This window comes from Sphingobacterium chungjuense (assembly GCF_011316935.1).
Lineage (GTDB): Bacteria > Bacteroidota > Bacteroidia > Sphingobacteriales > Sphingobacteriaceae > Sphingobacterium > Sphingobacterium chungjuense.
Genome location: NZ_WLYS01000002.1, coordinates 194,190 through 218,534 on the forward strand (window position 1 = coordinate 194,190; position 24,345 = coordinate 218,534).

The 24,345-nt window shown below is 40.2% G+C and carries 21 protein-coding genes; 11 read left to right on the forward strand and 10 right to left on the reverse strand.

The window, feature by feature from the left end:
- Positions 1-17: 17 nt before the first annotated feature.
- The 3 genes from GKO22_RS05620 to GKO22_RS05630 all read right to left on the reverse strand — a co-directional run bounded on the left by GKO22_RS05620 (position 18) and on the right by GKO22_RS05630 (position 9,272).
- Positions 18-3,023 carry a SusC/RagA family TonB-linked outer membrane protein gene (locus tag GKO22_RS05620; protein WP_240920155.1) on the reverse strand — a complete coding sequence of 1,002 codons (3,006 nt, stop codon included), beginning with the start codon at positions 3,021-3,023 and terminating at the stop codon, positions 18-20.
- A gap of 316 nt (positions 3,024-3,339) precedes the next feature.
- A complete protein-coding gene (locus GKO22_RS05625) occupies positions 3,340-7,764 on the reverse strand; it encodes a chemotaxis protein CheB (protein ID WP_166333112.1) in 4,425 nt (1,474 codons plus the stop codon).
- A gap of 14 nt (positions 7,765-7,778) precedes the next feature.
- Positions 7,779-9,272: a GAF domain-containing protein gene (locus GKO22_RS05630; RefSeq protein WP_166333113.1), complete on the reverse strand. Its 1,494-nt coding sequence runs from the start codon at positions 9,270-9,272 to the stop codon at positions 7,779-7,781.
- Positions 9,273-9,504: 232 nt separating this feature from the next.
- Here GKO22_RS05630 and GKO22_RS05635 point away from each other — a divergent pair, with 232 nt between their 5' ends.
- Together GKO22_RS05635 and GKO22_RS05640 are read left to right on the forward strand one after the other, a co-directional pair.
- A complete protein-coding gene (locus tag GKO22_RS05635; RefSeq protein ID WP_240920156.1) occupies positions 9,505-10,557 on the forward strand; it encodes an acyltransferase family protein in 1,053 nt (350 codons plus the stop codon).
- A gap of 47 nt (positions 10,558-10,604) precedes the next feature.
- Entirely contained in the window at positions 10,605-11,093 is a 489-nt protein-coding gene (locus tag GKO22_RS05640; protein ID WP_166333115.1) for a hypothetical protein, read from the forward strand.
- On the opposite strand, the gene GKO22_RS05645 is transcribed toward GKO22_RS05640, so the two are convergent.
- Positions 11,090-11,653, reverse strand: a complete 564-nt coding sequence (locus GKO22_RS05645) for an aldo/keto reductase (RefSeq protein WP_206367828.1) — start codon at positions 11,651-11,653, stop codon at positions 11,090-11,092. The two genes, GKO22_RS05640 and GKO22_RS05645, sit on opposite strands and share 4 nt — an antisense overlap.
- Before the next feature lie 90 nt (positions 11,654-11,743).
- Here GKO22_RS05645 and GKO22_RS05650 point away from each other — a divergent pair, with 90 nt between their 5' ends.
- From GKO22_RS05650 to GKO22_RS05665, 5 genes are all read left to right on the forward strand, one after another.
- On the forward strand, positions 11,744-12,136 hold the full coding sequence (locus GKO22_RS05650; protein WP_166333827.1) for a DoxX-like family protein: 393 nt from the start codon (positions 11,744-11,746) through the stop codon (positions 12,134-12,136).
- Positions 12,133-12,360, forward strand: a complete 228-nt coding sequence (locus GKO22_RS16735) for a DUF2071 domain-containing protein (RefSeq protein ID WP_262886475.1) — start codon at positions 12,133-12,135, stop codon at positions 12,358-12,360. The genes GKO22_RS05650 and GKO22_RS16735 overlap by 4 nt, the downstream gene beginning before the upstream one ends.
- Before the next feature lie 32 nt (positions 12,361-12,392).
- On the forward strand, positions 12,393-12,869 hold the full coding sequence (locus GKO22_RS16740; protein WP_262886476.1) for a DUF2071 domain-containing protein: 477 nt from the start codon (positions 12,393-12,395) through the stop codon (positions 12,867-12,869).
- 95 nt (positions 12,870-12,964) lie between these two features.
- On the forward strand, positions 12,965-13,618 hold the full coding sequence (locus tag GKO22_RS05660) for a class I SAM-dependent methyltransferase (RefSeq protein ID WP_166333117.1): 654 nt from the start codon (positions 12,965-12,967) through the stop codon (positions 13,616-13,618).
- The gene (locus GKO22_RS05665; RefSeq protein WP_166333118.1) at positions 13,602-14,027 is read left to right on the forward strand and encodes a hypothetical protein; all 426 of its coding nucleotides are present in this window, start codon (positions 13,602-13,604) and stop codon (positions 14,025-14,027) included. The genes GKO22_RS05660 and GKO22_RS05665 overlap by 17 nt, the downstream gene beginning before the upstream one ends.
- Positions 14,028-14,153: 126 nt before the next feature.
- Here GKO22_RS05665 and GKO22_RS05670 read toward each other — a convergent pair whose 3' ends face one another.
- A complete protein-coding gene (locus GKO22_RS05670; RefSeq protein ID WP_166333119.1) occupies positions 14,154-15,665 on the reverse strand; it encodes a hypothetical protein in 1,512 nt (503 codons plus the stop codon).
- A 17-nt stretch (positions 15,666-15,682) separates the two neighbouring features.
- On the reverse strand, positions 15,683-15,856 hold the full coding sequence (locus GKO22_RS05675) for a hypothetical protein (RefSeq protein ID WP_166333120.1): 174 nt from the start codon (positions 15,854-15,856) through the stop codon (positions 15,683-15,685).
- A gap of 474 nt (positions 15,857-16,330) precedes the next feature.
- Between GKO22_RS05675 and GKO22_RS05680 the strand changes: the two genes are divergently transcribed.
- Both GKO22_RS05680 and GKO22_RS05685 read left to right on the forward strand, forming a co-directional pair.
- The gene (locus GKO22_RS05680; RefSeq protein ID WP_166333121.1) at positions 16,331-16,561 is read left to right on the forward strand and encodes a hypothetical protein; all 231 of its coding nucleotides are present in this window, start codon (positions 16,331-16,333) and stop codon (positions 16,559-16,561) included.
- A 131-nt stretch (positions 16,562-16,692) separates the two neighbouring features.
- Positions 16,693-17,328: a response regulator transcription factor gene (locus GKO22_RS05685; RefSeq protein ID WP_166333122.1), complete on the forward strand. Its 636-nt coding sequence runs from the start codon at positions 16,693-16,695 to the stop codon at positions 17,326-17,328.
- A gap of 11 nt (positions 17,329-17,339) precedes the next feature.
- Here GKO22_RS05685 and GKO22_RS05690 read toward each other — a convergent pair whose 3' ends face one another.
- Entirely contained in the window at positions 17,340-18,647 is a 1,308-nt protein-coding gene (locus GKO22_RS05690; RefSeq protein ID WP_166333123.1) for a tetratricopeptide repeat-containing sensor histidine kinase, read from the reverse strand.
- A gap of 538 nt (positions 18,648-19,185) precedes the next feature.
- On the opposite strand from GKO22_RS05690, the gene GKO22_RS05695 reads away from it, so the two are divergent.
- Positions 19,186-19,662 carry a DUF2721 domain-containing protein gene (locus GKO22_RS05695; RefSeq protein WP_166333124.1) on the forward strand — a complete coding sequence of 159 codons (477 nt, stop codon included), beginning with the start codon at positions 19,186-19,188 and terminating at the stop codon, positions 19,660-19,662.
- Between the two features lie 147 nt (positions 19,663-19,809).
- A complete protein-coding gene (locus tag GKO22_RS05700) occupies positions 19,810-20,832 on the forward strand; it encodes an LLM class flavin-dependent oxidoreductase (RefSeq protein ID WP_166333125.1) in 1,023 nt (340 codons plus the stop codon).
- A gap of 78 nt (positions 20,833-20,910) precedes the next feature.
- On the opposite strand, the gene GKO22_RS05705 is transcribed toward GKO22_RS05700, so the two are convergent.
- Genes GKO22_RS05705 through GKO22_RS05715 form a run of 3 tightly spaced genes read right to left on the reverse strand, consistent with a single transcriptional unit; the run spans position 20,911 to position 24,342 of the window.
- Positions 20,911-22,161, reverse strand: coding sequence for a YeiH family protein (locus tag GKO22_RS05705; protein ID WP_166333126.1), 1,251 nt, complete (start codon positions 22,159-22,161; stop codon positions 20,911-20,913).
- A 52-nt stretch (positions 22,162-22,213) separates the two neighbouring features.
- Entirely contained in the window at positions 22,214-23,497 is a 1,284-nt protein-coding gene (locus tag GKO22_RS05710) for a sugar porter family MFS transporter (RefSeq protein WP_166333127.1), read from the reverse strand.
- On the reverse strand, positions 23,494-24,342 hold the full coding sequence (locus GKO22_RS05715) for an ROK family protein (protein ID WP_166333128.1): 849 nt from the start codon (positions 24,340-24,342) through the stop codon (positions 23,494-23,496). Before GKO22_RS05715 ends, GKO22_RS05710 begins: the two co-directional genes overlap by 4 nt.
- Positions 24,343-24,345 lie beyond the last annotated feature (3 nt).

Below are 24,345 nucleotides of genomic sequence, written 5' to 3' on the forward strand. Positions count from 1 at the left end.
GTTAGAACATTAACTGCTTAAAATCCAATATTTAAACCAAATAAGAATGAACGCGTGTTCGGGAAAGGACCTCTGCCGTCAATACCTGGTGCTAAACCAGTATCGTTTACGTAGTCAGGATCATTACCTGAATACTTGGTAAATAGTGCTAAATTGGTTCCTGTAGCATACACACGCAAATTGCGGATACGTTCAGTATTTAACTTGAAGGTATAGCCCAACGTGAGTTCATCTAATTTTAAGTGAGAACCGCTCTCCAAATAATAATCAGAGTAAACATAGCCACCTTTCAACAGTTCTCCATGTCTATCGAAAGTATCATTCAACACGTTATTTGGCAATGTCACACGATTACCATACGCTAAGTGCATTGTGTTCAAGATATCATAATCAAAGCGACCACGGAAGAAGGCTCTGAAATCGAAGTTACGGTAGTTAACCACCGAGTTGAATGAGAAGTGGTATTTTGGAACACCATTACCAATAACGGCCAAATCTGTATTCGCAAAATCAGAAGTACTAGGATTTATTTGTCCATTAGGTACAGCTTCTCCAGCTCTATTGAAAAACAACCAATCCCCATCTTCCGAGAAGCCAGCAAAACGTCTTCCGTAGAAATTACCTACGCTCGACCCTTCAAAGGTACGAATAGCATCACCTAGCGCTCCAAAACCACCAATACTACCAAAAGTACGTGACTCTGCTTTGTATGTATCGTTAGAGAATGATCTTAATTTGTTTCTGTTGGTACTACCGATAATATCTACTGACCAAGTGACATTCTCATTACGAACAGGAACAAGATTTAACGTCAGTTCAACACCATTAGAGGCCATGGTACCTACGTTGGTAAAGATGTTATCAAGAATCAGAGATGGTTGTTGCGAAGTGTAGCTTCCCAACAAATCTTTGGTAACACGACGGTACACATCGATCGCACCGCCCACACGACCTTCTAAGAAGGAGAAGTCAACACCGATGTTGGATTCCGTTTTCGTTTCCCAGCGCAAGTTTGGATTAGGGTTTCTTGTAGGTCCATAAGTTTGACGCCATACATTGTCTGGATACATATAATTATTACCGGTACCCAGTGTAACTAGTGACATGTAGTTACCAATATCTTGGTTACCAGTCACACCGTAACTGGCACGAAGTTTCAAATCATTTACCCAAGCAACATTTTGCATGAAGTCTTCTTGGCTAATATTCCAAGCAGCTCCCAGCGCTCCAAAGTTACCCCATTTGTTATTGGCACCAAAGCGAGAAGATCCATCACGACGATATGTACCTTGGAAGCTATACTTTCCATCGAATGAATAAATGATACGACCTAGAAAACCAATAATCTTGTTATCATTTTTGAAACTGCCCATTCCAGCAAAACCTTGCGTCAGTGCATTACCTGCATTTAGATTATTCTCTTCAAAGATGTCATTTTGGAAACCTCTGTTGTTAGCATTAAATCCTTGGTTGACGTCATATCGATAACTATAACCTGCTACTGCATTAACTGAATGAACCTCGTTAATGATACGATTAAATGAAATATTCGGTTCAAAGGCATAATTAAACCGTAATTCAGTAGATTGTGAACCGTAACCTAATAAACCTCTGTCATTCTTGAATGATGGCTCTGAAGCTAATGTAGCGTAGTAACCGTCATTCCAGCCGTTACGTTGCACCGATCCGAAAACGTTGAATCTCAAATCTTTAATGATCTCGTATCCAACTGTAGCAGAGATAGTTGTTGTTTGTTGCTGGCGTCTACTATGTTCTTCATGTAGGCGAGCTACTTCATTAGTACTCGTTTGATCGTAAAACCAAGTACCATCAGCATTACGAATTGGTAATGTAGGGTTTCTGGTATATGCCCATTCCCAACCGCCGCCACCTAATAAATTGGCATTGTTAAAATTGGTTACAAAATCGACCTGAGTAGTTAATTTGTTATCTAAGCCCTTACCATTGAAATTAGCACGAATACCATACTCCGTCCTTCCATTTTCCTTAGCAATACTTTGCAAATCTCTAAAGTAGGTACTAGCACGGAAACTATTATTTTCGCCACCACCAGAGATAGCTAAAGTGTGATACTGGCTAAAATTATTGGTTCTTGTCAACTCATCAACAGCATTAATACTAGAGCCAAAATCTTGCGTGGGTTGAATAAGCCCTTCAGCAATTTTCTGACGGTATTGTTCTGCATTCATAAAATCAGGCTGACGCTGTAGCACATCCTTACTTGCATAAGTCGCATAATCAAAACGAGTCTTTCCCGGCACACCTTTCTTGGTAGTTACTATGACAACGCCACCATTAGCTTGCGTACCATAAATCGCCGCAGCAGATCCGTCTTTCAATACGGTCATGGACTCAATATCCTCTTGTTGTAGCAAATCTAGATTACCCCCAGGAATACCATCTATAATAATTAATGGTGAGTTAGTCCCTGAAATAGAAGTAGCACCGCGGAGCTGAATACTGACACCTGTATTAGGGTTTGAACCGCTACGCGTTACTTGGAGTCCAGCAACTTTACCTTGCAATAAGTCCATCGCGTTACGTGCGGCACTTTGGCGGAAATCTTCCGCTTTTACTGTAGTGGATGCAGCCGTGATTTCACTCTTGCGAGCAGTACCAAAACCTACCACGACGACCTCGTCCATACTGCGATTATCCGTACGCAATACCACTTGAAGACGAGAAGAGCTTCCAACTCTTACTTCCTGAGATTGGAAAGCGATGTAGCTAAATTGCAATACGTCGTTAGTACCAGCCTGAATGGTGAAATTACCATTGTCATCCGTTACAGCAGCGGTATTGCTTCCTTTTACGCGAACAGTAACTCCTACGAGCGGAGATTGATCGGTAGCACTACTAACGACACCACTTATATTCCGCGACTGCGCAGATAAGTTTTGTATACCAGTAGTAAATAACATGAGCAGCGTCAGAAACGCGCTTACCAGCAGCCTAGAGTGCATTCGACTCTGGCTACGCAATAAATTGTGTAGTTTATTCATTATTGATGTGATTGGTTTAATTTGGTTGGAAATACTAGGTCGGTAGACAAGCATTTAATTCCAATAAAAATGTTAAAACGTTTTAGTTGGTGTAGACTCCATTCATAGGCAATTCAGTAGTTTAGGTTATTGTTAATAATACCGTATTAGTTAGGGTAAATTTAAAGGATAAAGGAAGACCAACTTGTGAATGAATTCCCAATAGAATGTTAATAGATTGTTAATCGTTGTGAGTGGGGTAATGTAAGATTAACTAGTTTTTTCTTATCGGAGGTATCTGGGAGATGGCTCCGATAAGGATTTGTATTATAAATCGTTACGCAATAGGCAGAGTAAACCAGAAAGTAGACCCCTGCCCCTCTTCACTTTGTAAACCTATCGTGCCACCATGACGCTCGATAATATCTCTACATATGAATAAGCCAAGACCTAAGCCGGAATAATTATTAGACTCTTCGGCTCTGAAGAATCTGTCAAAAACATAGCTTTGCTTGTCTTTCGGAATACCGATCCCGTTGTCTTTCACAGAAACATACACTGTTTGTTCATCTTGTCTCTTCAGATGCACAGTGACATCTTTGGAGTCTGGAGAATACTTAATAGCGTTAGAGAGGAAGTTACTAATTACCTGTTCAATACGATATTGATCCGCCTTTACGACAACTCCTTCTGGTGAATGCACGGCAATATGCAAAGAATGATCTTCTGCTTGCAATCCACTTACCAGATCTGCCAATAATTCAGCAATATTAAATTCACTATAATTCAACTGCAACTTACCGGAGTGGATTTTAGTGACATCGAGCAAATCATTGATTAAAAATGTCAATTTATCGGTCTGCTTTAAACTTCGCCCCACAAATTCTTCGATAGTCGCTTTAGGTTTTTCCATCGTGATGTAGCGCGAAGCAATCTGCAACATACCTTTCAAACTAGTCAATGGCGTTTTCAATTCGTGACTAGCGATACTCATGAACTCATCTTTGCGTTGCATCAGATCTTTGGTCGCTAACTGCGCTTTCACCAACTCAGATACTTCAAAACCAAAGAAGGCTACGCCATCAATTTCTTCTTTTTCGTTGAAAACTGGTGAAAAGAGATAGTCCAAATAAGCTTTACCGATCTCCTTACCCTCTTTATCATACTTTGCAACAGGAAAAGCTTTACCAGAAACCGCCAGCCCTTTTTTCCAAATTTTTGCATCTGCCTGATACAATTTCTGATCTACTCCTTTCGCATGTGCGTCCGCAGTTGCTAATCCCTGAAAGCGCAAATCTTCATAAAAATGGTCAAATGCGCTATTCGTATACTCATATGTAAGTGTTTTACCTCTTCGAATAGAGATTAAAGCGGGGACATCGGCGAATAGTTCATAAAATTCCTTTTGCTGACGCAAAACATAGTCTTGAAGCTCCTGCTTGTCAGACTCTGCTTCTTTTACCCGCGTAACGTCGATGACTGAACCAACCATACGATAAGGTACGCCATTGGAATCTAATTGAATACTACCACGATCCAACACTTCTACATATGTATTATCAGCTTTAGCAAACCGATACTCCGCAGACCAATTCTCCTCGGAATGATTGATGGCTTTGTGCACACTTTCTTGTACGCGTTTTCGATCTTCGGGATGTATTTGCTCATACCAGAAACTGGTACTCTCGGTATGATCATCACGATCAAAGCCAAACATCTTATTGAAGTTATGATTGCGCCAAATCACATTGTTGACCAAGTCCCAATCCCAAATCGTATCATTGGTCGCCATCGAGACCAGGTTAAACCGATTTTCACTCTCGGCCAAACTCGATGTTCTTTCCCTAACCCGATTCTCCAGCTGATTGTTTAATTCTTTCAATGATTCGCGTGTCTGCACTAACTCATTAAAGTTCTTTTTCAGACTTTGCTCATTCTTTTTACGTTCAGTGACATCGGTATACGTAACAGCAAGCATATCACTCATCTTGGAAGCGGTCACAATGTACCAGCTTTGATTGCTGAGCTGCACTTCGGTTTCCAGATGATCGTCGCTACTGTAGATACGTTTGAATCTGTCCAGTAATGTGTCATCTGTCAAATCCGACAATTGATTTTTTAATTTCAATCCAGCCAACGAGTCATCGTGCCTATTAGAGATTGTGATAGCGGTTTTATTCGCGGCTAAACATTCGAAATCAATAATTTTTTCAGCGCTAGATCGAATGGGTTTGAAGATTAGAATGGCACTGAGGCTAGCTTTAAAAACCGCAGCAATAATATTATTCTGTTCATTTAGCGTCGTAATATCTATGAAGGTGATTACGACGCCGTCTTTCTTGCCATCTACTCTGGTATAGGGCAAGATTCGCATCAGACAGATTCTGCTATTGCTTAGTTCAATCTCTTTCTCTGTCAAATAATGATGATGCGCAAGTGCATCATTGATATCATGTAGAAAATGATTGTACTTAATATTATTGGAGATATGGCTGATCGGGCGGCCAATGTCTGCTTCAATAAGATTAACCATTTCTACGGCTGCCGGATTGAACTTTCGGATATGCCCATTTTTATCCAAAAAGATCTGACCAATGTCGACACTTTTAAAATAATTGTTCAAATCATCATTGAGCTCAATAAGCTCTGTGATTTTTTGCTGGTGCTCCGCATTTAGCGTATGTAGCTCTTCATTTAAAGACTGTAATTCTTCGTTGCCGGATTGGAGTTCTTCATTAGCAGATATCAATTCTTCGTTGCTGGATTGCAATTCTTCGTTCGTGGTTTCCATTTCTTCCACGGCGATCTGCAAGTTGCTACGCGTTTCACTCAATTCATTTTCTAACTCCAATACGTAGCCCGTTTGTTGCTCATTAGCATCAATTGGTACCACATATTGCGGTGCGGATATTTCCGTTTCGACTTCTTTAAAAACCACCAGCGTGTAGGGTTGAGCAATCTCATCACTAGGCGGACTAACGTCTATGTTGACGTAGACGTCATCTTTGCCTCTGCGTAGGCGCATACGCTTTAAAGACCCTGCTTTATTATCTTTCCAAACGGATCGAATCGTATTGCTTAGCATAAATGACAACTCCTTATGCACCATTTTTAGCAAGTTGACTTCAAATTTCTTATCCGGCAGGGATAAAAATCTTCTATAGTCTCCTACGGTATCACGCACCTCAAAATTGCGATCTATGAAAACACCGACATATCCGTACTGCGCGACCAAAAATTGCTGAAACTGTTCTTCAGCAGAAACTTTTACTTTTTGGCGCATCGGTATGCTAAAACGACCTGTAGTATCAATACGACCAGCGTTAGCAAAGTCATTAGGCCTAGGAATCACACCACTTTTACGATAGATTTTCCACTTCCCACTAATCTCAATAACGCCATCTTTGATCGGCGCAATCGTTTCACTAGGACCTAAAAACAGAAATCCTGCCGTATTCAGCGAATAATGAAAGGTCGTCAATATCTTCTGTTGCAATATGCTATTCATATAGATAAGCATATTCCGGCAGCAGATTAGATCATTTTTGATAAAAGGCGGACTTTTGATAACATTATGCTTTGCAAATACGATCTGCTTTCGAATGTGCGGAACAACCGATATGCTCTTGCCATCATGAATAAAGTACTCTTCGAGAATATCATCAGGAATGAATTTTATAAATGATTCTGGATAATTGTTTTTCGAAGCGATATCCAAGCTGGCATCATCTATATCCGAGGCAAAAATCTTGACTTCAATATGTTTATCGATCGTTTGCAAGTACTGATCAATGAGAATAGCGATAGAATACACCTCCTCACCGGTACTACAAGCGCACACCCATACCTTCATCGTATCGCCATCATCCTTGCGGGCAATGATTTCAGGAATTACTTTATTCTTTACGATCGTAAAAGCGGCTTCATCCCTAAAAAACTGGGTAACTCCGACCAGAAAATCTTTGCTGAGAATGGAAATTTCCTGTTTGTTTGCCAGCAAATACTGAACATATTCTTTTGTGAGCTCAATATTGAGTTCCTTCATCCTTCTACCGATACGTCGGAAGATGGTAGGCGTCTTATAGAGTGAGAAATCGTGTCCAGTACGCTCGTAGATGAGATCAAAGATCTTGTCTAAACTTGTCTCATCGATACCTCCGTTTTCAACTTCACGGATCGGAGCAGAATTAATGTGTGCCGTGATCTTATCATACATGCCGGAGGTCGGCACCACAAAATCTACGGCTCCAGAGGCAATTGCATTGACAGGCATACTATCAAATTTTGCCGTATCTGGTTGCTGCGCAATCACCAAACCGCCCTGTTCTTTAATCGCTTCTATGCCTTTGGTACCGTCATGACCTGTACCTGATAGCACAATCGCTATTGCACGTTCCTTTTTGTCTTTCGCTAAGCTCAAGAAGAAATTATCAATGGCATTATTGGGCACTTTTTCACCTTTCTTTTCGAGGTGAAGTCGTCCATTTTTAATACTGATCAGCTTGTCATTGGGGATCACGTATACGAAGGCGGGTTCTATCAACTTCCCTTCGGTCGCTTCCACCACTTTCATGTGTGTATGCTTAGACACGAGCTCCACTAGCAGACTCTTGTAATCGGAAGAGAGATGTTGAATCAATACATAAGCTACATCGATATCCGAAGGGACACGATCAAAAAAGTCATGTATTGCTTCTAAACCACCCGCAGATGCGCCAATGGCGACAACATAAGTTGACAAGGGCTTTACTGTATTTCCCATGAAGGTCAGTCTATTTATGATTTAAATTCCAAGAGGAAGCTGCGAATCGTACTTGCTATCTGAATTTCCTGTTCATGCCACGGCTGAGCTACTTGATTGACCGTTTCCAGCCAAACTTTAAAGGAGTGTCTCGGGTGATAATTTATGCCGTCGTCTTCAAAATTAATCGCTTGATTTGGATTGCCGCCCCATTCGATTGTTTTAATTACTTCTGGACGAAAACACACGATATAATCTGGTGCGTATGAAGAAATTGGAATAACTAGCATACCACTGGCGATTTCACTAAATCGTGCGGATTCTTGCATCACACCTGCCAAGTGATGTGTACTATAGACCTTATCTATATTTTTGGCCTGCAACCAAAGAAAAAGGTTATCTAAAAAGCTACCGTCAGGCACATCTCCATATATGAATTGCTTGCCTCCGCTATACAGTACTGCACCAGTCGCACGAAACAAATTCAATAATGACGCATCGGAATCCTCGTGGAAGAGCCCTTTGGTGACAGATCCTGTACTATATATTTTATCTACAATCGCATTACGAGTAGTCTGTAGCTGCGAAATAAATTGGTATTCACTCGCATTGATGATGGATGATATTTTGTTGGATATCACGTTAGACAGCAAGCCAAAGTTTGCACTTTCATCAAAAGTGAGATGATAGGCAGACGTGTGATTGCACGAGATCAACCCCCAAAGATTGCCATTGTGAATCACACGAATAGACATCGATCCAATCATCTTCATATTCTTCATATACTCTCGATGCACATCGGCCACACCTCGAAGATGACATGGCGACAAATCGGTAAAAGTATTGGTCAATGGATTGATAACGGGAAAGAGGCGAGCAGGTATATACGTACGGTCAGAGATCAAGCGAAGTGGATTTTTTAAATAAAGATCACGTGCTTGTTTTGGTACATCCGACGCTGGGAAAGTAACACCCAAATAATTTTCTAACCCATTGCTTTTTTCTTCTGAAATCACGGTTCCATTCCACTCTGCATCGAATTTGTACATCATCACGCCATCGATACTCAACATCTCTTTCAGTTCCGATACCAGTAGATCACACAATTCGGAAAGATCATTGATGCCTTCCATCGCAGTGACCAGATTCTTGATATCTTGCAAACCACCGGTAAGTTTTTTGTTTGGTGCCTTTTCTTGAAGCTCAACAATAATATAGACCTCTTTCTCATGCACTAAGGCATAAAAGGTTTTGTCCGCTATTTCTATCGTATACGTATCACGTTTACCAATTCGTACAGCGAATGAATCTCTAATCTGTGCCTCCGACTGATCGCACAATTCACAAAAAGTCATCCCGATAAGATCTTTATGATCAATTTGGAGCTGGTCAATCGTGTTCGTACTTGTCTGGACAATCGAATAGTTTTCCTTATCTATTACCAGCGTAATGCCATACGGTTGAATCGTATTAATATGATGTATAGGTAAAGCTCCGCAAAAATCAGCGTCAAAATTTTTATTATGCATTAAGTGTGAATCAATAAAATTCTCAAATGTAGAGCAAGGTAAGAAAATAATGTTATAATTGAGTTGATCTACCCGGTTAGTCCAGTATCATCATCGCATCAGTTCTGTCTTTATCTTTTTATTATCTTTGATCTCTACCTATCCCTCCGATTAGCGCCTTGGATCTGGTGCAGGCTACACGCAAGTATAACAATCGTATTGCTGGATTTGTGAGGGAATGATGAACATATTTATGCAAAAACAACATTTGTTAGCCTTAGATGGATTACGGGGCATGGCTGCCATTGCTATTGTAATCTTTCATTTTATGGAATGGATATTCCCGCAATTTGAGGATAATGCCATTGGTCATGGTTTTTTAGCGGTGGATTTTTTCTTCTGCCTATCAGGTTTTGTTATGGGTTATGCATATGATGATAGGATAAAGTCGATGTCGCTTCGCCATTTTTTCATCCTTCGACTTATTCGATTGCAACCTTTGGTCATCATAGGATCAGTTTTGGGGTTGATCGGTTTGTTATGGGCACCTTACAGCGCAGCCGAGCCCAAAAGTATCAGCCAATATATTCAGCTCTTTATTTATTCCATATTACTCATTCCCTATCCCGTATTGAAAGAAAAGGCATTTAATTTGTTTAGCTTAAATGCGCCTGCTTGGTCATTGTTTTGGGAATATGTGGCTAACGTCATGTATGCGCTTCTTCTGGTGCGCATTACCGCTAAACACATTTTTGTCATAGCTGCTTTAGCGGCAGTAGTTTTAATGTATACAAGCTATTCGTACGGCAATTTAGCTGGTGGATGGAGTGTAGATAATTGGGAAGTGGGTGGCATTCGGTTAGCCTATTCATTCTGCGTTGGATTATTAATTTATCGAAGGCAATGGATTATCAAGAATCGTTGTGGATATCTTGTACCAGTTTTATTATTGATTTCGGCTTTGCTAATGCCTTTCACGTCAATTAATTGGTTAGTCGAATCTTTGATTGTGCTTATTCTCTTTCCTTTTATTGTAGCGCTGGGTGCAGGCACATCTACACCTAAATCTTTACAATCGTCAAGTATTTTCCTCGGCGCCATCTCCTACCCGCTTTACATGACGCACTATGCTGCAATCTGGATTTTTGGAGATTATTTACAAAGTGAGGCAGTTCAAGAAAAGCATCTGCCATTCATTGTAATTGGAGGAACCATTGGATTAGTACTTTTTGCTTACTTTATCATGAAGGTGATCGATATCCCGATCAGGAAATACTTCACCAAACACTACCTTCGGATCACCTAAAGCATCTAATTTAATATTTTTCTGCCCATAGTTCTTACCTTTGCACTATGAAGAAGATGTTCAATAGTGTGGTGGAGCTACTCCCAGCGATGATAGAAGCTTTTCAAAATCGCTCGATGTACGACCAATTAGAAGAAGGAGATATTATATCTTTTATGCCCATCGAAGATACGGATGTAGCGCAAGATTTCGTTGCGAAGACCAACCAACTATTGGCAGATTATTTCGACGTGCACGATGAACTTTGCTACGTAGAAGACAGCTATTTGGACAAGGAAGATAATCCTATCTTCTTCTGGAAAGATTATCTCAGTTGCTTTTACACGTTCAAATTGGTAGACGAAGATCCAGCCGATAAAGATTTGATCGGTTCGCGATTTGGTTTGTTTGAGATCGTTGACATTGCTTACATCGATGAGGTGAACAAACGGATCAAGCAGCGTAGACTCAATGGCATTCGACTAGAATACAAAGTAAAAGCGACTCCAATGGATAGAAATAAGCATTGGAATCGCACTTACGATAAAGAGTTTTAAGCATATCGATCGCCTTGAATTTCGAACTTTGATAAATCAGCCGTAAGTTGCGTTAATTCTTCGTTGCTAAACTCGAAATTGGCGGCCCATAGGTTTTCTTGCAAATGCGCCAATTTGGTGGTACCTGGAATCGGCACGATAAACGGTTTTTGTGCGAGCAACCAAGTCAAAGCTACTTGGGCGATGGTCAATCCACGTTGGTCACCAAATTCTTTCAATACATCCAACATCGCCCAGTTGGCAATAATAGCTTCTGGTTGATAGCGCGGTAAGCTAGGACGATTATCATCTTTAGCGCTGTATTTAGTACGCTCGTTGATATATCCGGTAATAAGACCTCGACTCAATGGGCTATACGGCACAAAACCAATTTCCAATTCTTCGCACAACGCGAGCACGTCACTTTCGGGTTGTCGTGTCATGGTAGCGTATTCACTTTGTATTGCGGTAATGCGCGGTATCACATGCGCTCTACGAATCTGTGCCAGTCCATCTTTGATAAGACTAAAGTCCGTTTCGCTCATACCAACGTTGTAATTAATCTGCGCTCTTCTTTTCATGCATTTTGCGCAGCTCATCCGTTTTTATTAGCTTTAAGTAAATCTCTACAAGCATTGGCGGCAACTCCCGTCAATGCTTCTATGAACGGCATGCTAAAACTATCCTTACATCCGATACTGACATGTCTAATTGCGGCCGTTTGGCTTGCGAATGGTTTATTATGCAAAGTGCTTAATCTCGCACCAAGACACGAACAAATCGTGGCATCTATATTAGGCAATACCTACTCCAGCGAATGGACAGTATCCATTGGCATTGCTGAAATAATGATGATGATCTGGATATGCTCAGGCTACCTCAAACGTGTAAACGCAATGATACAAATCTTCATCGTGCTGCTCATGAATGTGTTAGAGGTTTTACTGGTTCCACAGCTATTACTTTGGGGATATATGAATTTGGTATTTGCGATCCTATTTTGCGTCGTCATCTACTATTCGCAGTTTGTGTTAGTTAATTCACTCAAAAAAAATAGCAAATGATCCGCCTACTAAAAAATCATCCCTTTGCTGTCAAGGCGCATTTTGACGAATCCTTGGTAGCTACCTTTGCAGTACCCAAAGAGGAGTTACAAGCGTTTATCCCAGATAGCCTTGAGCTGGATACTTATCAGGATCGTTGGGCTTTTATCGCCGTAGCACTGGTACAAACATCTGGTCTGCGGCCAGCGGTATTTGCACCGTGGCTAGGTCAGGATTTTTTTTGATTGGCTACCGTATTTTTGTTCGATATACTACTTTGGCAGGGAAGCGTTTGCGCGGTTTGTATATCCTAAAATCTGAGACAGATAAGCGAACGATGACTTTCTTGGGTAATATCTTCACCCATTATCATTATAAACATATCGATATATCCCGATCAAAAAAGGCTACAACGCACACGATCTATTCTGTCCGCTCTGATTTTACTTTATCTTGGGAAGATATTGACAATTCGCAACATGATATACCGGCTGATTCTCCTTTCGACAACTGGAACGATGTTAGAAAATTTGCCGGACCGCTACCGCATACTTTTAGCTACGACGCATCAAAAAAAACGATGCTCATTGTAAAAGGGGAGCGACAAGATTGGACGCCACAGCCTATCCACGTAACTCATTGCTCAATCGGGTTCATAAAACAATTGAAATTAAATGGTGTCGTATTGGCAAGCGCATTCAGCATCACAAATGTATCTTACAAATGGAATAAAGGCATCATAGAACAATGGTAATACAACGAAAGAAATTTCAGGGCATACGGAACATCATACGATTCAATTGGCACTTTTATGCGTTAGTTATCGGCCTATCGCTCGTGTTAATAGGGATGGCTTTCTTATCAAATACTTTATGGAGTACCATACTCTTTTCGCTGGTCGTGTTGGCGATCTTCACTATGATTGTTTCATTACTCGTTTCTTACTATGTGTACGATTTTTCTGATTTATATCAACTCTCCTTTTTGCCTGTTTTAACACGAGCAAATATCCTACACGTGCATGCACGGTTTGATGAGATTAGCACCATTTTGTCCAGTAAATATCCCACATGCGAATTAAGCAATGCAGATTTTTATGATCCCAATAAACATACAGAAGTATCGATCAGAAGAGCCAGAAAATCACATCTTGCAAACATTCCATCTTTGTCGATAGACAGCAATAGCTTACCTTATAGCCACCAAACGTTTGATCTTATCGTTATTTTTCTAGCGGCGCATGAGATTAGGAACGTAAAAGAGCGGGAAGAATTCTTCAAAGAATTGCGTCGTGTCTACAAACCAGGAGGAGCAATCTATGTCACAGAGCATTTACGCGATGCCAATAACTTTGCCGCTTACACGATTGGTGTGTTCCATTTTTATGCCAGAGAAAGATGGCATGCTTGCTTCCAACAGGCAGATTTAACGCTTACCGAGGAAATCAGGACGACCCCTTTTATGACCACCTTTGTCTTATCACCCAATGGAAACGCATATTAGAATAGTCGGCTTTATATCTGTATTACTAGCCGTGATTCATATTTTTTTCCCTTCCTATTTTCAATGGAAAAAGAACTTAGCAAGATGGCGGTTAATCGACCGGCAGATTATGCTGGTGCACACATTCTTTATTGCTTTAATCATCTTTCTTACCGGAGTTTTATCCATCAGCGCTGCTAACGCACTACATACGACCGCACTTGGACATCAAATCAACTTAGGTTTAGGAATTTTTTGGTTATTGCGGTTGTATTTCCAACTTTTTGTTTATTCATCGACATTATGGCGAGGCAAACGATGGGAAACGAGTATTCATCTCGTTTTTCTGCTACTATGGTCGTATATGAGTAGCGTTTATTTGATCAGTGCCTGTATGGGCTACTGTATGGGCTACTGTATCACCACGTAATCTTGAAAAATCATCGCTCTACGCAGAGTATAAATAGATGTAGTGCCACAAATTCAAAAAAAAGTCGGTTGCTATTAGCAACCGACTTTTTATATATACCCGGCGAGTAAATAATATTTTGAGAGGTTAGTTACAAGGCACAATTCTTCTTCCATACCCAGAACCAATCATATAAGTCTCACCAGTTACCGTTTGAGTGGCTACTACTGTATTGTCCGAGTTTCGATTCCAAGTGATTCTGTTAAAGGCGTTACCATTACTTAAGCGTAATTGTTGCAAATTACCTCCTGATGCACTTTTACTACCTAACAGCGAAATATCTCCAGTAGCGCTAATTATCACACGCAAGATTGGTGCAGATGCACTACCTGTCATATTATAGATTTGTGGAATATTATTCTCACCCCAAACTGTACCATCCGCAAATTGTACGTTACGTGGTAAGCTGGTAACACCAGACTGGAATTGTAGCTCACTAGTAGCCAACAATGTACCATTAATCCTCAAGTTGAACGAGTTATCTAAGCGGTGAATATCAAATGTAAAACCGTAATCCGCTGCTGGTGCACTAAACGTTTGCGAGTTACCATCGCGAAGATTGAAATTAGCACCACCGGAAACCACCTGTGTACAAGGACTTTGCAGTTTCATTACCAAATTATAGCGTGTGCCTGGCGTAATTTTAAGATTAGAAAGTGCCACATTTGCCTTGGTGATACTACTAGCAGTTAAACTTCCAACATTGAATTCGGCAGTTGTCGTGTTTGGTGAAATTAACAAAGTGGGAGTACTAGTTATACTACGTACACCTGTTCCTAAACTTGGAAAACTAACCGCCGTACCGTTTGCGACTGCTGTTCCATAAGTAATAGCACCATTGAAAAATTGGATATTTCCGTTTTGGCGAACTGGACGAATAGTTGGTGTACCCACCGCAGTAATATTTCCAGCCGTACTAGGATCTAATTCAATTCTAGTCGTAATTTGGCTATACTGATGTTTCAACGTGACATCCAGCGTATTGCTACCATGGTTTAAGGTAACATCTTTGCGGAAATACAGCAATGGTGTACTGATACTATTTAATGTAGCTGTACTCAGATTAGCTTTATTTGCAGGATCTGGCAGCGCGGTGGTACCGTTCACCGAATAAGCTACGAAAGTATATGATTTTCCAGCATCAAGTACGAAACCTGAGACCGAGCTTTCTTGTCCAGCTTGATAATCTTTTTCTTGCAGAAAAGTACCAGCCGCATCATAAACCAATACTCTATAACGCACATTAGTTGCAATTGGTGTCAACACCGTAGCTGCACGACTTTGATCTTTTAAACTGCTCTTGTTATTTGTATTTGTTGACAGTTTACTCGTTTTTGAAAGTGTAGCGACAATACTCATATCTTCACCAAATGGTAAAATCTGAGTCTGATCTTCTTCTGCTGATTTATCAATAGTTGCTGCGCGAGACGAAGAAGCCACGTTTACATCATCGTCATTTTCTTCTTGATCTTCTGCACCTAATAAGTGTACTGACACCGTAGCTTCTCCATTAGCAGCTTGTTCTTTTTCTTGCTTGGCACAAGAGGCAATAAGTAAAGTGGAGAACAAAACAAACGCAAATAAATATCTCTTTTTCATCTGATCTTTTAATGAAATTACCAAACAATAGTGCGATTATCGGTCGGATCTTCTTCCCACTGCTCCATCACTTGTTGGTTTTGATTGACAGGATTGACAGTGGCTGATCCAGCCGCTATGGAATGTTCTATCTCGATTTGAGATATTGTCAAAGAAAGACTCTCATACGGTCTTTTGCATGAATTACTCATTATAGATGTTTTTCTAGTTAAGATGATTTACTTTAAATCAATATCCGCTAATCGGGCTCTTAATTTGCGGCAAAGCTAAGTATTTATACTTATTTATATGACCCTCAGACACCTATATTTTACAACACCTCCTTAACCACCTATATATCTGACTATTAATTTTTACATGAAGAATTTATTCCCAATAAAGTTAATTTACAAAAACAGCATGTTATAGCAAATATTTGCTATTTGTTAAGTAAAATATTGTCAGCACTAAAAATGTACGTACTTTACATAAATTAAGAGAATTTGACCTAAACGCGTTAATCAGTTGCAATTAGTATTCATATTTTTGGAAATTTATTTACCAAAATAGAACGACTCGTTTTGTTGAAAGAAATTTTAATTGTTTCACAAAAAATGAACTAAACCGTATAGGATTCTATCTGACTTTTAAATTTTATTCACACATATTCATTAATAGGAAACCATATGCGAATAGCTGCAAATCCCAATATTATCGGTGCCATGATTAAGGTATTAGACAATAATTTATTTTGCATGCGCATCAGGTTCGCATGCGAAGTCAATTACTCTATAGATGAAGATGATTCCTACATCGAGTTCAAACCACGAAAAGGACAACAGCTCAATCCTGATGAGTTAGTATGGTTAGGTTTTTTCGCGAAGGATGAGCTTCATAGCACTAAATCACGTATCTAATAAATCTAACTATTCAAATTAGACGATCAAAAACAGTTCGTTTGCTTGCTAATGATATAGCAAAAATTTGCTACTCATCAGTGCCATTAAACCAAATTGCATAGTGTATATTTGCTTGCAACAGATTTTCTATGTCTCAAGATATCATATTACGCAGAAAGGCTTTTGTGCTGGACGATCACCAGCTATTTGCTGATTCCTTTACGCTCTTACTGGAACGTTACATGCATTTTGAAAATGTACAATCTTTTTCTAAGGCCGAAGATCTTATCGCACATATGACCGAATTTGGCACAAAGGAGGTTTATGTCTTCTTAGATTATTACCTGTATAATGACAATGGTTTGCAGGTATTTTCAGAAATAAAGCGGCTTAATAAGAAAGCATACATCATTTTTATCACCAGTGCCGTATCCACAAGTGTGATACGTAACCTCATTTTAGCAAAACCACATGGAATTTTAAGTAAGTCGAGTGATGTGCCTACCATGATTCAAGTAACGAATGATGTTGTAAAAGGAGAGATATCTATAGATAAAAATTTGCAAGACATACTTGACACCTTTGACCAAGTTCCTGCATTCACGCCACGCGAGCTTCAATTATTAAAACATTTCTCCTTAGGTAGTAGTATATCAGAAGTAGCTGAAAAAATGTTCCTCAGTAAACACACTATTGTAGCACACAGACGCAAAATGATGGCAAAAGCAGATTGCAATTCAATCGGCCAGTTGATAAGATTTGCGCACGACAATGATCTGATCTAGATAGAATAAGGTTATTTTCTGGCCACTTTTGTTCCTTCCTCATATGCCATCTCTAGATCAAACCAAAACTGAGCGCCTTCACCAGGTTCTGATTTCAGGTTTAGATGTGTATTATTAGCATTTAGATACAGTATACACAAAGACAAACCAATACCTGTAGCTTTCTCTCCCCAAGTTCCTAACACGCCTTTTTGAGAAAGTTCTGTTAATTTTCTATCGATCTTCGTATCGAATCCGACGCCTGTATCTCGAATCATTACGCGCACTTTACCATCTTCAATTCGTTTCACACTAATATCTATATGATCGTCCGCTGTACAAAACTTCAATGCATTATTCAATAAATTATTCATCGTTATCTTGATCATCTGCTTATCCGCTCTTACGAAAACGGCAGATGCTGCATCTACATTTAGTGCGATTTTCTTCTTCTCTGCACGACGCCTATAGATATCTACCGTTTCATCAACGACTGTGGACATGTCAAAAGATTCTGACCTAGAGCGAAGCCCATCTCGTTGGCCCACGATCCAAGTAAGCATCTCATCTAGGAATTTCTTAAGCGTATCCATCTCTTTCCTAGCTTTCTGCAACATATCTTTGGTTTCATTCTCGGAGAGGTAGCCATCTTCAAACATTTTTAATAATGAAATGATACTTGCTACAGGTGTACGAAGATCATGTGCCACTACAGATATCAAATGTTGTTTGAAGCGATATCCTTCATCTAATTGCAAATTTTGCCTTTCTACTTGATCCAATACGATGCGCAACTCTTTATTGTGCGATTTTTTTCGCCGAATAATGATATAGAGTAAGAATGTTTTAGAAATAACGGCTAAAGAGAAAATGCCGATAATCATCAAGGTACTCTTCCTACTTTCAGCCTGTTGATTAGCTAATGCTTCCGCTTGTTTGACGGTATATTCAGTTTTAAGTCGTTCTGTTTCTAATAAGCGCTGTGCAGTCGATTCTTTATACAGCTCGTTTTCGGAGTCTCGAGCAGATTTATAAAATTGAAGTGCACGGCGTAAATCTCCTTGATTCTCGTAAATAATTGCTAACCTATTGGCCGCTTCTAAAACATGTTGATAATCATTCTCACGTTTAGCAATATCATACGTAATTTTACTGTATTTTTCTAAACTATCCACAAGTCCCTGATCACTGAAATCTTCAGCGAGATCATTCAGCCGATTCAAGCTATCAATAGCTAATGGGTTTTCAGATCTATTCTCTGCTGCTGTTACTACTAAAAATAACAAGGATAGAAAAACGGTTGTGGTAATCTTTCTTTTAAAGATAACAAGGGTTGTCATTTTGGTATGTCTTAAATAGGTGTTTTTACATAGATGTACGTGCCTCAAAGCAAACTGTTCTTTGAAATACAGCATCTGATTGACCGTATTATCACATCAGATAGAAAAATCAATCGCGTAAATATACGTGTTTTATATGCAATACCACATAGACTTACACCGACATTATGAATAAAAAGAGTCTAAAAATTAGATCTTTTTGCTCAATTTCTACCTAAACTGTGAACTTACTGACGATTGGCTAGTGATGTGTTTTTTGAAACAAAACTTATACATACATACTATGCTAATTATTTACAAAATAACACAATATGGAATTCTTTCGTAATGTAAAAGTATGACCACAATGACACCTTATAACATAAGTGATGTTTTCTATATAGTATATTGGTAAAGACTCTATTTTTACAAAATAGAAATATATCTACTGGTTTATTTCGCACATAAGTGCAATTTACTGATGAGACGCTATCTATACACACTGAAATAGCTCATTATCACGAATATTAACGACATACTTCCTATATTTAAACTATATATGATTACATACAGCACCGCAGCGCTATTATTTCCTGCAATCAGTTTGATTATGCTAGCGTACACGAATCGTTTTCTCGCACTCGCAGCCTTGGTAAGATCGCTTCACGCTAAGTATTTAGAACATCGTCAAGGAGGTGTGTTAAAAGGTCAGATTGGCAACTTGCGCTTTCGGCTAAAATTAATTCGCCAGATGCAAGGTATGGGCGTACTAAGTTTTATTGCATGTATTGCATGTGTGTATGCTATTTATCTAGAAAATGTGATTCTCATCGAAACAACCTTTGCTTTAAGTCTACTATTTTTCACGATTTCACTGATCTTATCTTTCATCGAAATTCATTTTAGTAATCGTGCTTTGGAGTTAGAATTGAGTGATATGGAAGAGCAGGATGAAAAATCTCTGGTTAAATATTTTAAGAAAAAGCTCGACCCTCGCAAAAAGAGGTCGGAAACAAAAGACTCTGACATACAATAAATTGCTAGCCTACCATTTTCGATGCGATTTGACATCCGGCAGACAAAAAAATTACATGTTATAACACGTAATTTTTTCGTATCTTTGTACTAGATATTTAATCGTGTTCGCATGCAGATTTGCACAAACACATGAATCACTACGCTTATGAAAAAGTTAGGTTTTTTATCTTTCGGACATTGGTCTAATCATCCTGCCTATCAAGCGCGCACCGCGAGCGATACGCTTTTGCAATCCATTGATTTAGCAGTAGCAGCAGAAGATTTGGGTCTAGATGGCGCCTATTTTCGTGTACATCACTTTGCCAAACAATTGGGATCCCCATTCCCGCTATTAGCCGCCGTAGGCGCAAAGACAAATCGAATCGAGATCGGCACGGGAGTAATTGATATGCGCTACGAGAATCCACTATATATGGTAGAGGATGCGGGTGCAGCAGATTTAATTTCTGAAGGAAGATTGCAGTTAGGGATTAGCCGAGGTTCGCCCGAGCAAGTGATCGACGGTTGGCGTTATTTCGGTCACGAACTGAAAGATGGCGAGACGGATGCTGATATGGGTCGACGCAAGGCTTTGGAGTTTTTGGATAAATTGATCGGCCAAGGTTTTGCAGAGCCAAACCCTTATCCGATGTTTCCAAATCCGCCGGGATTGCTTCGCTTAGAACCTTATGCCCCGGGATTGCGCGACCGGATCTGGTGGGGAGCAGCTTCCAATGCAACAGCTATCTGGGCAGCCGAACAAGGCATGCACTTGCAGAGCTCAACGTTAAAATATGATGAAAATGGCAAACCATTCCACATACAACAAGCAGAACAAATCCGCCTATATCGCGAAGCATGGAAAAAAGCAGGCCATGCCGGTGAACCACGTGTTTCAGTGAGCCGTTCTATATTTGCCATCACCAATGATCAAGATCGTTTGTATTTCGGACATGAAAATGATAAAGGTGACAAAATTGGTGTGATTGAAGCCGACAAACGGGCTATTTTTGGTCGAAGCTTTGCAGCAGAACCAGATCAACTGATTAAAGAATTGGCGCAGGATGAAGCTATCCAAGAAGCTGACACCTTATTATTGACGATACCTAACACCCTGGGTGTAGATTACAATGTGCATGTGTTATCCAGCATACTAGAGCATGTAGCACCAGGATTGGGTTGGCGGTAAAATTCCACACTATCCGATAACAATAAAGCCTGACAATCAAGATGATTATCAGGCTTTATTGTTATTAAACTAATGCGATTACCTGAACAATATCAGGGCAATCACCAACGTTACAATCACATTGAAAGTTTGCGCGATTAAGAACGCGTATAGTGGTTTCTTGTTATTATGTTGAAATAGATCTTTAAAATTGGTTTCCAATCCGATCGAGGTAAACGCTAATACAAACCACAATCCTTGTAAGCTTTTCAGACTATCTTTCACCGCGTCGATTTGTACCTGAGGCACAACAAAAGAGAATAACAATGATGCCGCAACAAAACCAACCACAAACTTTGGAAAGCGTTCCCAGATTATTCTTAAGGTCGGTTTCTCCCGTTTTGTTTCGTCATCAACAGATTTGGAGTACGTCCAGTAGACACTGATGCAAAATGCGGCAATTCCCAACAAGACATTCTGTGAGAACTTAACGATTGTACTAATCTTCAAAGCTTCCTCTCCTACCAACGAACCCGATGCCACAACGGCTCCTGTCGTATCAATACTACCGCCTAGCCATGCACCTGTTACCTCTTGCGAAAGTCCCATCCAATCGGCCATATAAGGCATAAAGATCATCATCGGAATGGCGGTGATCAACACCAGAGAAATCACATAAGAAAGCTTTTTGCTATCGCCTTGAATGGCTCCAGAAGTCGCGATAGCTGCCGAAACACCACATATCGAAACAGCACTAGAAAGCATCAGCGACATTTCCTTATCGATCTTTAACTTTTTGCAAATCCAAAATGCAAAATACCAAACTGAAATAACAACCACTAAAGCCTGAATCAAGCCTAGAGATCCAGCTTTCAAGATATCTCTAAAAATAACCGTGGTACCCAACAGTACCAAACCAATCTTCACATACAGCTCGGTATTAAGCGATTCTTTAAACCAATCCGGCAATCGAAACAAGTTGCTAATGGCCAATCCAATTCCTAAACTGAAAATAACCGCCTCCAAATTATACTCCTGAATCCAGTTATTGCCAGCAATAGCAAGTGCAACGATAGTCAGTAAAAACACAATTGGGAATACAATGACGAGCGACTTTAACGGTTTTTTCAGCAAGATAGCACCCATTATTGCGATCGCAAAAGTAAGCGCAAACTGCTGCAATACTCGATATAAATTATCTGAAGAGAGTACTTTACTGGTGAATTGTTCGCCAGAGTCCCATCCAAAAGATGGTTTTGGAATAATTATACCAGCCAAAGCTAGCAAGATAATGGCCGCACCTAAAATAACGACTACCCAATCTTCAGATAGTTTGCTTGATCGTAACATGTATTGATTTTAATTAGTTATGTGGCTAGTAGCCGATCCGGTAAATATAGGTTTAATGTGTTGCTTCTCCTATTTCTTCCAAAGACTTCCCTTTTGTTTCGGGGATAAACAGGATAAAAATAAAGGACAATACGACCATAATTGCGTAGAACAAGAAGATGTAAAAGGCACCATCCGATATTTGCTCTACAATGATTGGGAACAAACCAGAAACAATGGCCGCGAACAACCAATGTGTCGTACTACCAAGTGATGTACCTTGTGAACGCACCTCGTTCGGGAAGATTTCTGAAATAAAAACCCAAATCACCGCACCTTGCGAAAGGGCAAATGCAGCAATAAAACCGACAATATACCACAGCAAATAAGGCGTACCGCCATCGAGAAGCCCAAAAGCCGCGCATAACAAAAACACAAACATTCCGACAGCACCGGTCAGTAATAATTTTTTACGGCCAAATTTATCAATGATACTCATACCGATGAGGGTAAATAACAGATTGGTACCGCCAATAAAGATCGGTTGCAAATAGGCATTTTCGCCATCGAATCCAGCCATCTCAAAGATACGCGGAGCGTAATACAAGATCGCGTTGATACCCACCATCTGATTAAAGAAAGCGAGTAATACAGCCATAATGATCGGCTTGGTATATGCTTTTTGAAAAAGATTGACTTGCTCTACCTTTTTGACAGGAATCATATCACTTGGAACTTGCCCAATACGATCAAACAGTGGCAAGGCTTCTGCCCTACTTCGGTGCAATAGCACCCAACGCGGACTTTCCGGAACAGTTAAGATCAGTATACAAAACAAGATAGATGGCACCGCCATAATACCCAACATATAACGCCAACCTTCATCTCCCATCCCCGAAAACAGGTAATTGGTTAGGTAAGCCGCGAAAATACCAGAAACCACCATGATCTGAAACAAGCCCGTTAGCTTGCCGCGATCTTTTGCGGGAGCAATTTCGGAGATGTAAACAGGTCCGGCTACGGAGCTGATACCAACTGCCAATCCACCTAAAAAGCGGAAAAACAAGAAAACAGACCAAATGGGTGCTACCGCACAGCCAATCGCAGAGAGTAAGTACAATACTGCGACAAAGGTTAAAGTAGGTTTTCGGCCGTACTTTTCTGCGGCTTTACCCGCGACGATCGCACCGATTATGGTACCGATCAACGACATAGACACCGTTAGGCCGTGCCAAAAGGAATCTAGGTCCCAAAGTCGTTGTATTATTCGCTCCGCGCCAGATATCACGGCTGTCTCAAAACCAAAGAGAAAGCCGCCCAAAGACGCTATCAGCGAGAATTTCCATACATTTTTCATAGGTTTATATTTGAAATCATTCCGTAAAATAGGTTTATTTCGTCAAAAGAGGCGACACGAATCGGAATTTCTATCCGATCACGTACTTTCTCTAGGAACAGGTGATGGGATTTTGCAATGCTCCCGCCGATAATGACATAATCAGGTGCTATAGCATGAATGTATTGTTGATGAAAGTCTATCAAACTATGGGAGAGAAAATCAACTGTGATGTCGCGATGCGTATCACTATTCGGATCACACATTACTTCCTTCACATTATTATACTGATCTATACCTTGCATTTTTAAGTGACCCAATAGGCCTCTGGTCGAGATATAGTCTTCTGCGATTCCATCGCGAAAAGCAGCAGATCCAAAATTAAGATCTTTCGCATGCCCGCCATCGTAGAGCGCCGAGCCCAGTCCAGTTCCCAGCGTCAAACCCACTACCGTGGCATCAGCCAACTGATGATGGTATATCTCACCCAATAAAAAGGCGTGTGCGTCATTGAAAAACACAATATGTTCTCTTGGAATAAGATATTTATCATATAAATACTGCTTGACATCCATACCAAGAATTGCCTGATATTTGTGCATACCATCCATTTCCGAAATGCCATTCACATAATCAAATGGCCCGGGAATAGAGATCACGCAAGCATGCACAGCAGACTGTGCTAAGTTCAATACACGGCTCAACACCTCATCCCAATCATTCAAAATAGATTCCCGACTAGCATTGCTGTCTACCTCCCCACGTACATACGCTTGCTGATGCAAACGCATCGTGTTTTTGTTAATCAAGGCGGCACTGATATGCGTGCCGCCTACATCTATTGCTAAGATTAGTTCGATCTCCATTTG

Coding starts and splice junctions, on each gene's coding strand:
- GKO22_RS05620 (WP_240920155.1), bottom strand. CDS start 3,023: ATGAATAAACTACACAATTTATTGCGTAGCCAGAGTCGAATGCACTCT.
- GKO22_RS05650 (WP_166333827.1), top strand. CDS start 11,744: ATGCTAAAACTATCCTTACATCCGATACTGACATGTCTAATTGCGGCC.
- GKO22_RS05700 (WP_166333125.1), top strand. CDS start 19,810: ATGAAAAAGTTAGGTTTTTTATCTTTCGGACATTGGTCTAATCATCCT.
- GKO22_RS05680 (WP_166333121.1), top strand. CDS start 16,331: ATGCGAATAGCTGCAAATCCCAATATTATCGGTGCCATGATTAAGGTA.
- GKO22_RS05635 (WP_240920156.1), top strand. CDS start 9,505: ATGCAAAAACAACATTTGTTAGCCTTAGATGGATTACGGGGCATGGCT.
- GKO22_RS05690 (WP_166333123.1), bottom strand. CDS start 18,647: ATGACAACCCTTGTTATCTTTAAAAGAAAGATTACCACAACCGTTTTT.
- GKO22_RS05705 (WP_166333126.1), bottom strand. CDS start 22,161: ATGTTACGATCAAGCAAACTATCTGAAGATTGGGTAGTCGTTATTTTA.
- GKO22_RS05715 (WP_166333128.1), bottom strand. CDS start 24,342: ATGGAGATCGAACTAATCTTAGCAATAGATGTAGGCGGCACGCATATC.
- GKO22_RS05625 (WP_166333112.1), bottom strand. CDS start 7,764: ATGGGAAATACAGTAAAGCCCTTGTCAACTTATGTTGTCGCCATTGGC.
- GKO22_RS05640 (WP_166333115.1), top strand. CDS start 10,605: ATGAAGAAGATGTTCAATAGTGTGGTGGAGCTACTCCCAGCGATGATA.
- GKO22_RS05670 (WP_166333119.1), bottom strand. CDS start 15,665: ATGAAAAAGAGATATTTATTTGCGTTTGTTTTGTTCTCCACTTTACTT.
- GKO22_RS05695 (WP_166333124.1), top strand. CDS start 19,186: ATGATTACATACAGCACCGCAGCGCTATTATTTCCTGCAATCAGTTTG.
- GKO22_RS05685 (WP_166333122.1), top strand. CDS start 16,693: ATGTCTCAAGATATCATATTACGCAGAAAGGCTTTTGTGCTGGACGAT.
- GKO22_RS05710 (WP_166333127.1), bottom strand. CDS start 23,497: ATGAAAAATGTATGGAAATTCTCGCTGATAGCGTCTTTGGGCGGCTTT.
- GKO22_RS05675 (WP_166333120.1), bottom strand. CDS start 15,856: ATGAGTAATTCATGCAAAAGACCGTATGAGAGTCTTTCTTTGACAATA.
- GKO22_RS05660 (WP_166333117.1), top strand. CDS start 12,965: ATGGCTTTCTTATCAAATACTTTATGGAGTACCATACTCTTTTCGCTG.
- GKO22_RS05665 (WP_166333118.1), top strand. CDS start 13,602: ATGGAAACGCATATTAGAATAGTCGGCTTTATATCTGTATTACTAGCC.
- GKO22_RS16735 (WP_262886475.1), top strand. CDS start 12,133: ATGATCCGCCTACTAAAAAATCATCCCTTTGCTGTCAAGGCGCATTTT.
- GKO22_RS05630 (WP_166333113.1), bottom strand. CDS start 9,272: ATGCATAATAAAAATTTTGACGCTGATTTTTGCGGAGCTTTACCTATA.
- GKO22_RS05645 (WP_206367828.1), bottom strand. CDS start 11,653: ATGAAAAGAAGAGCGCAGATTAATTACAACGTTGGTATGAGCGAAACG.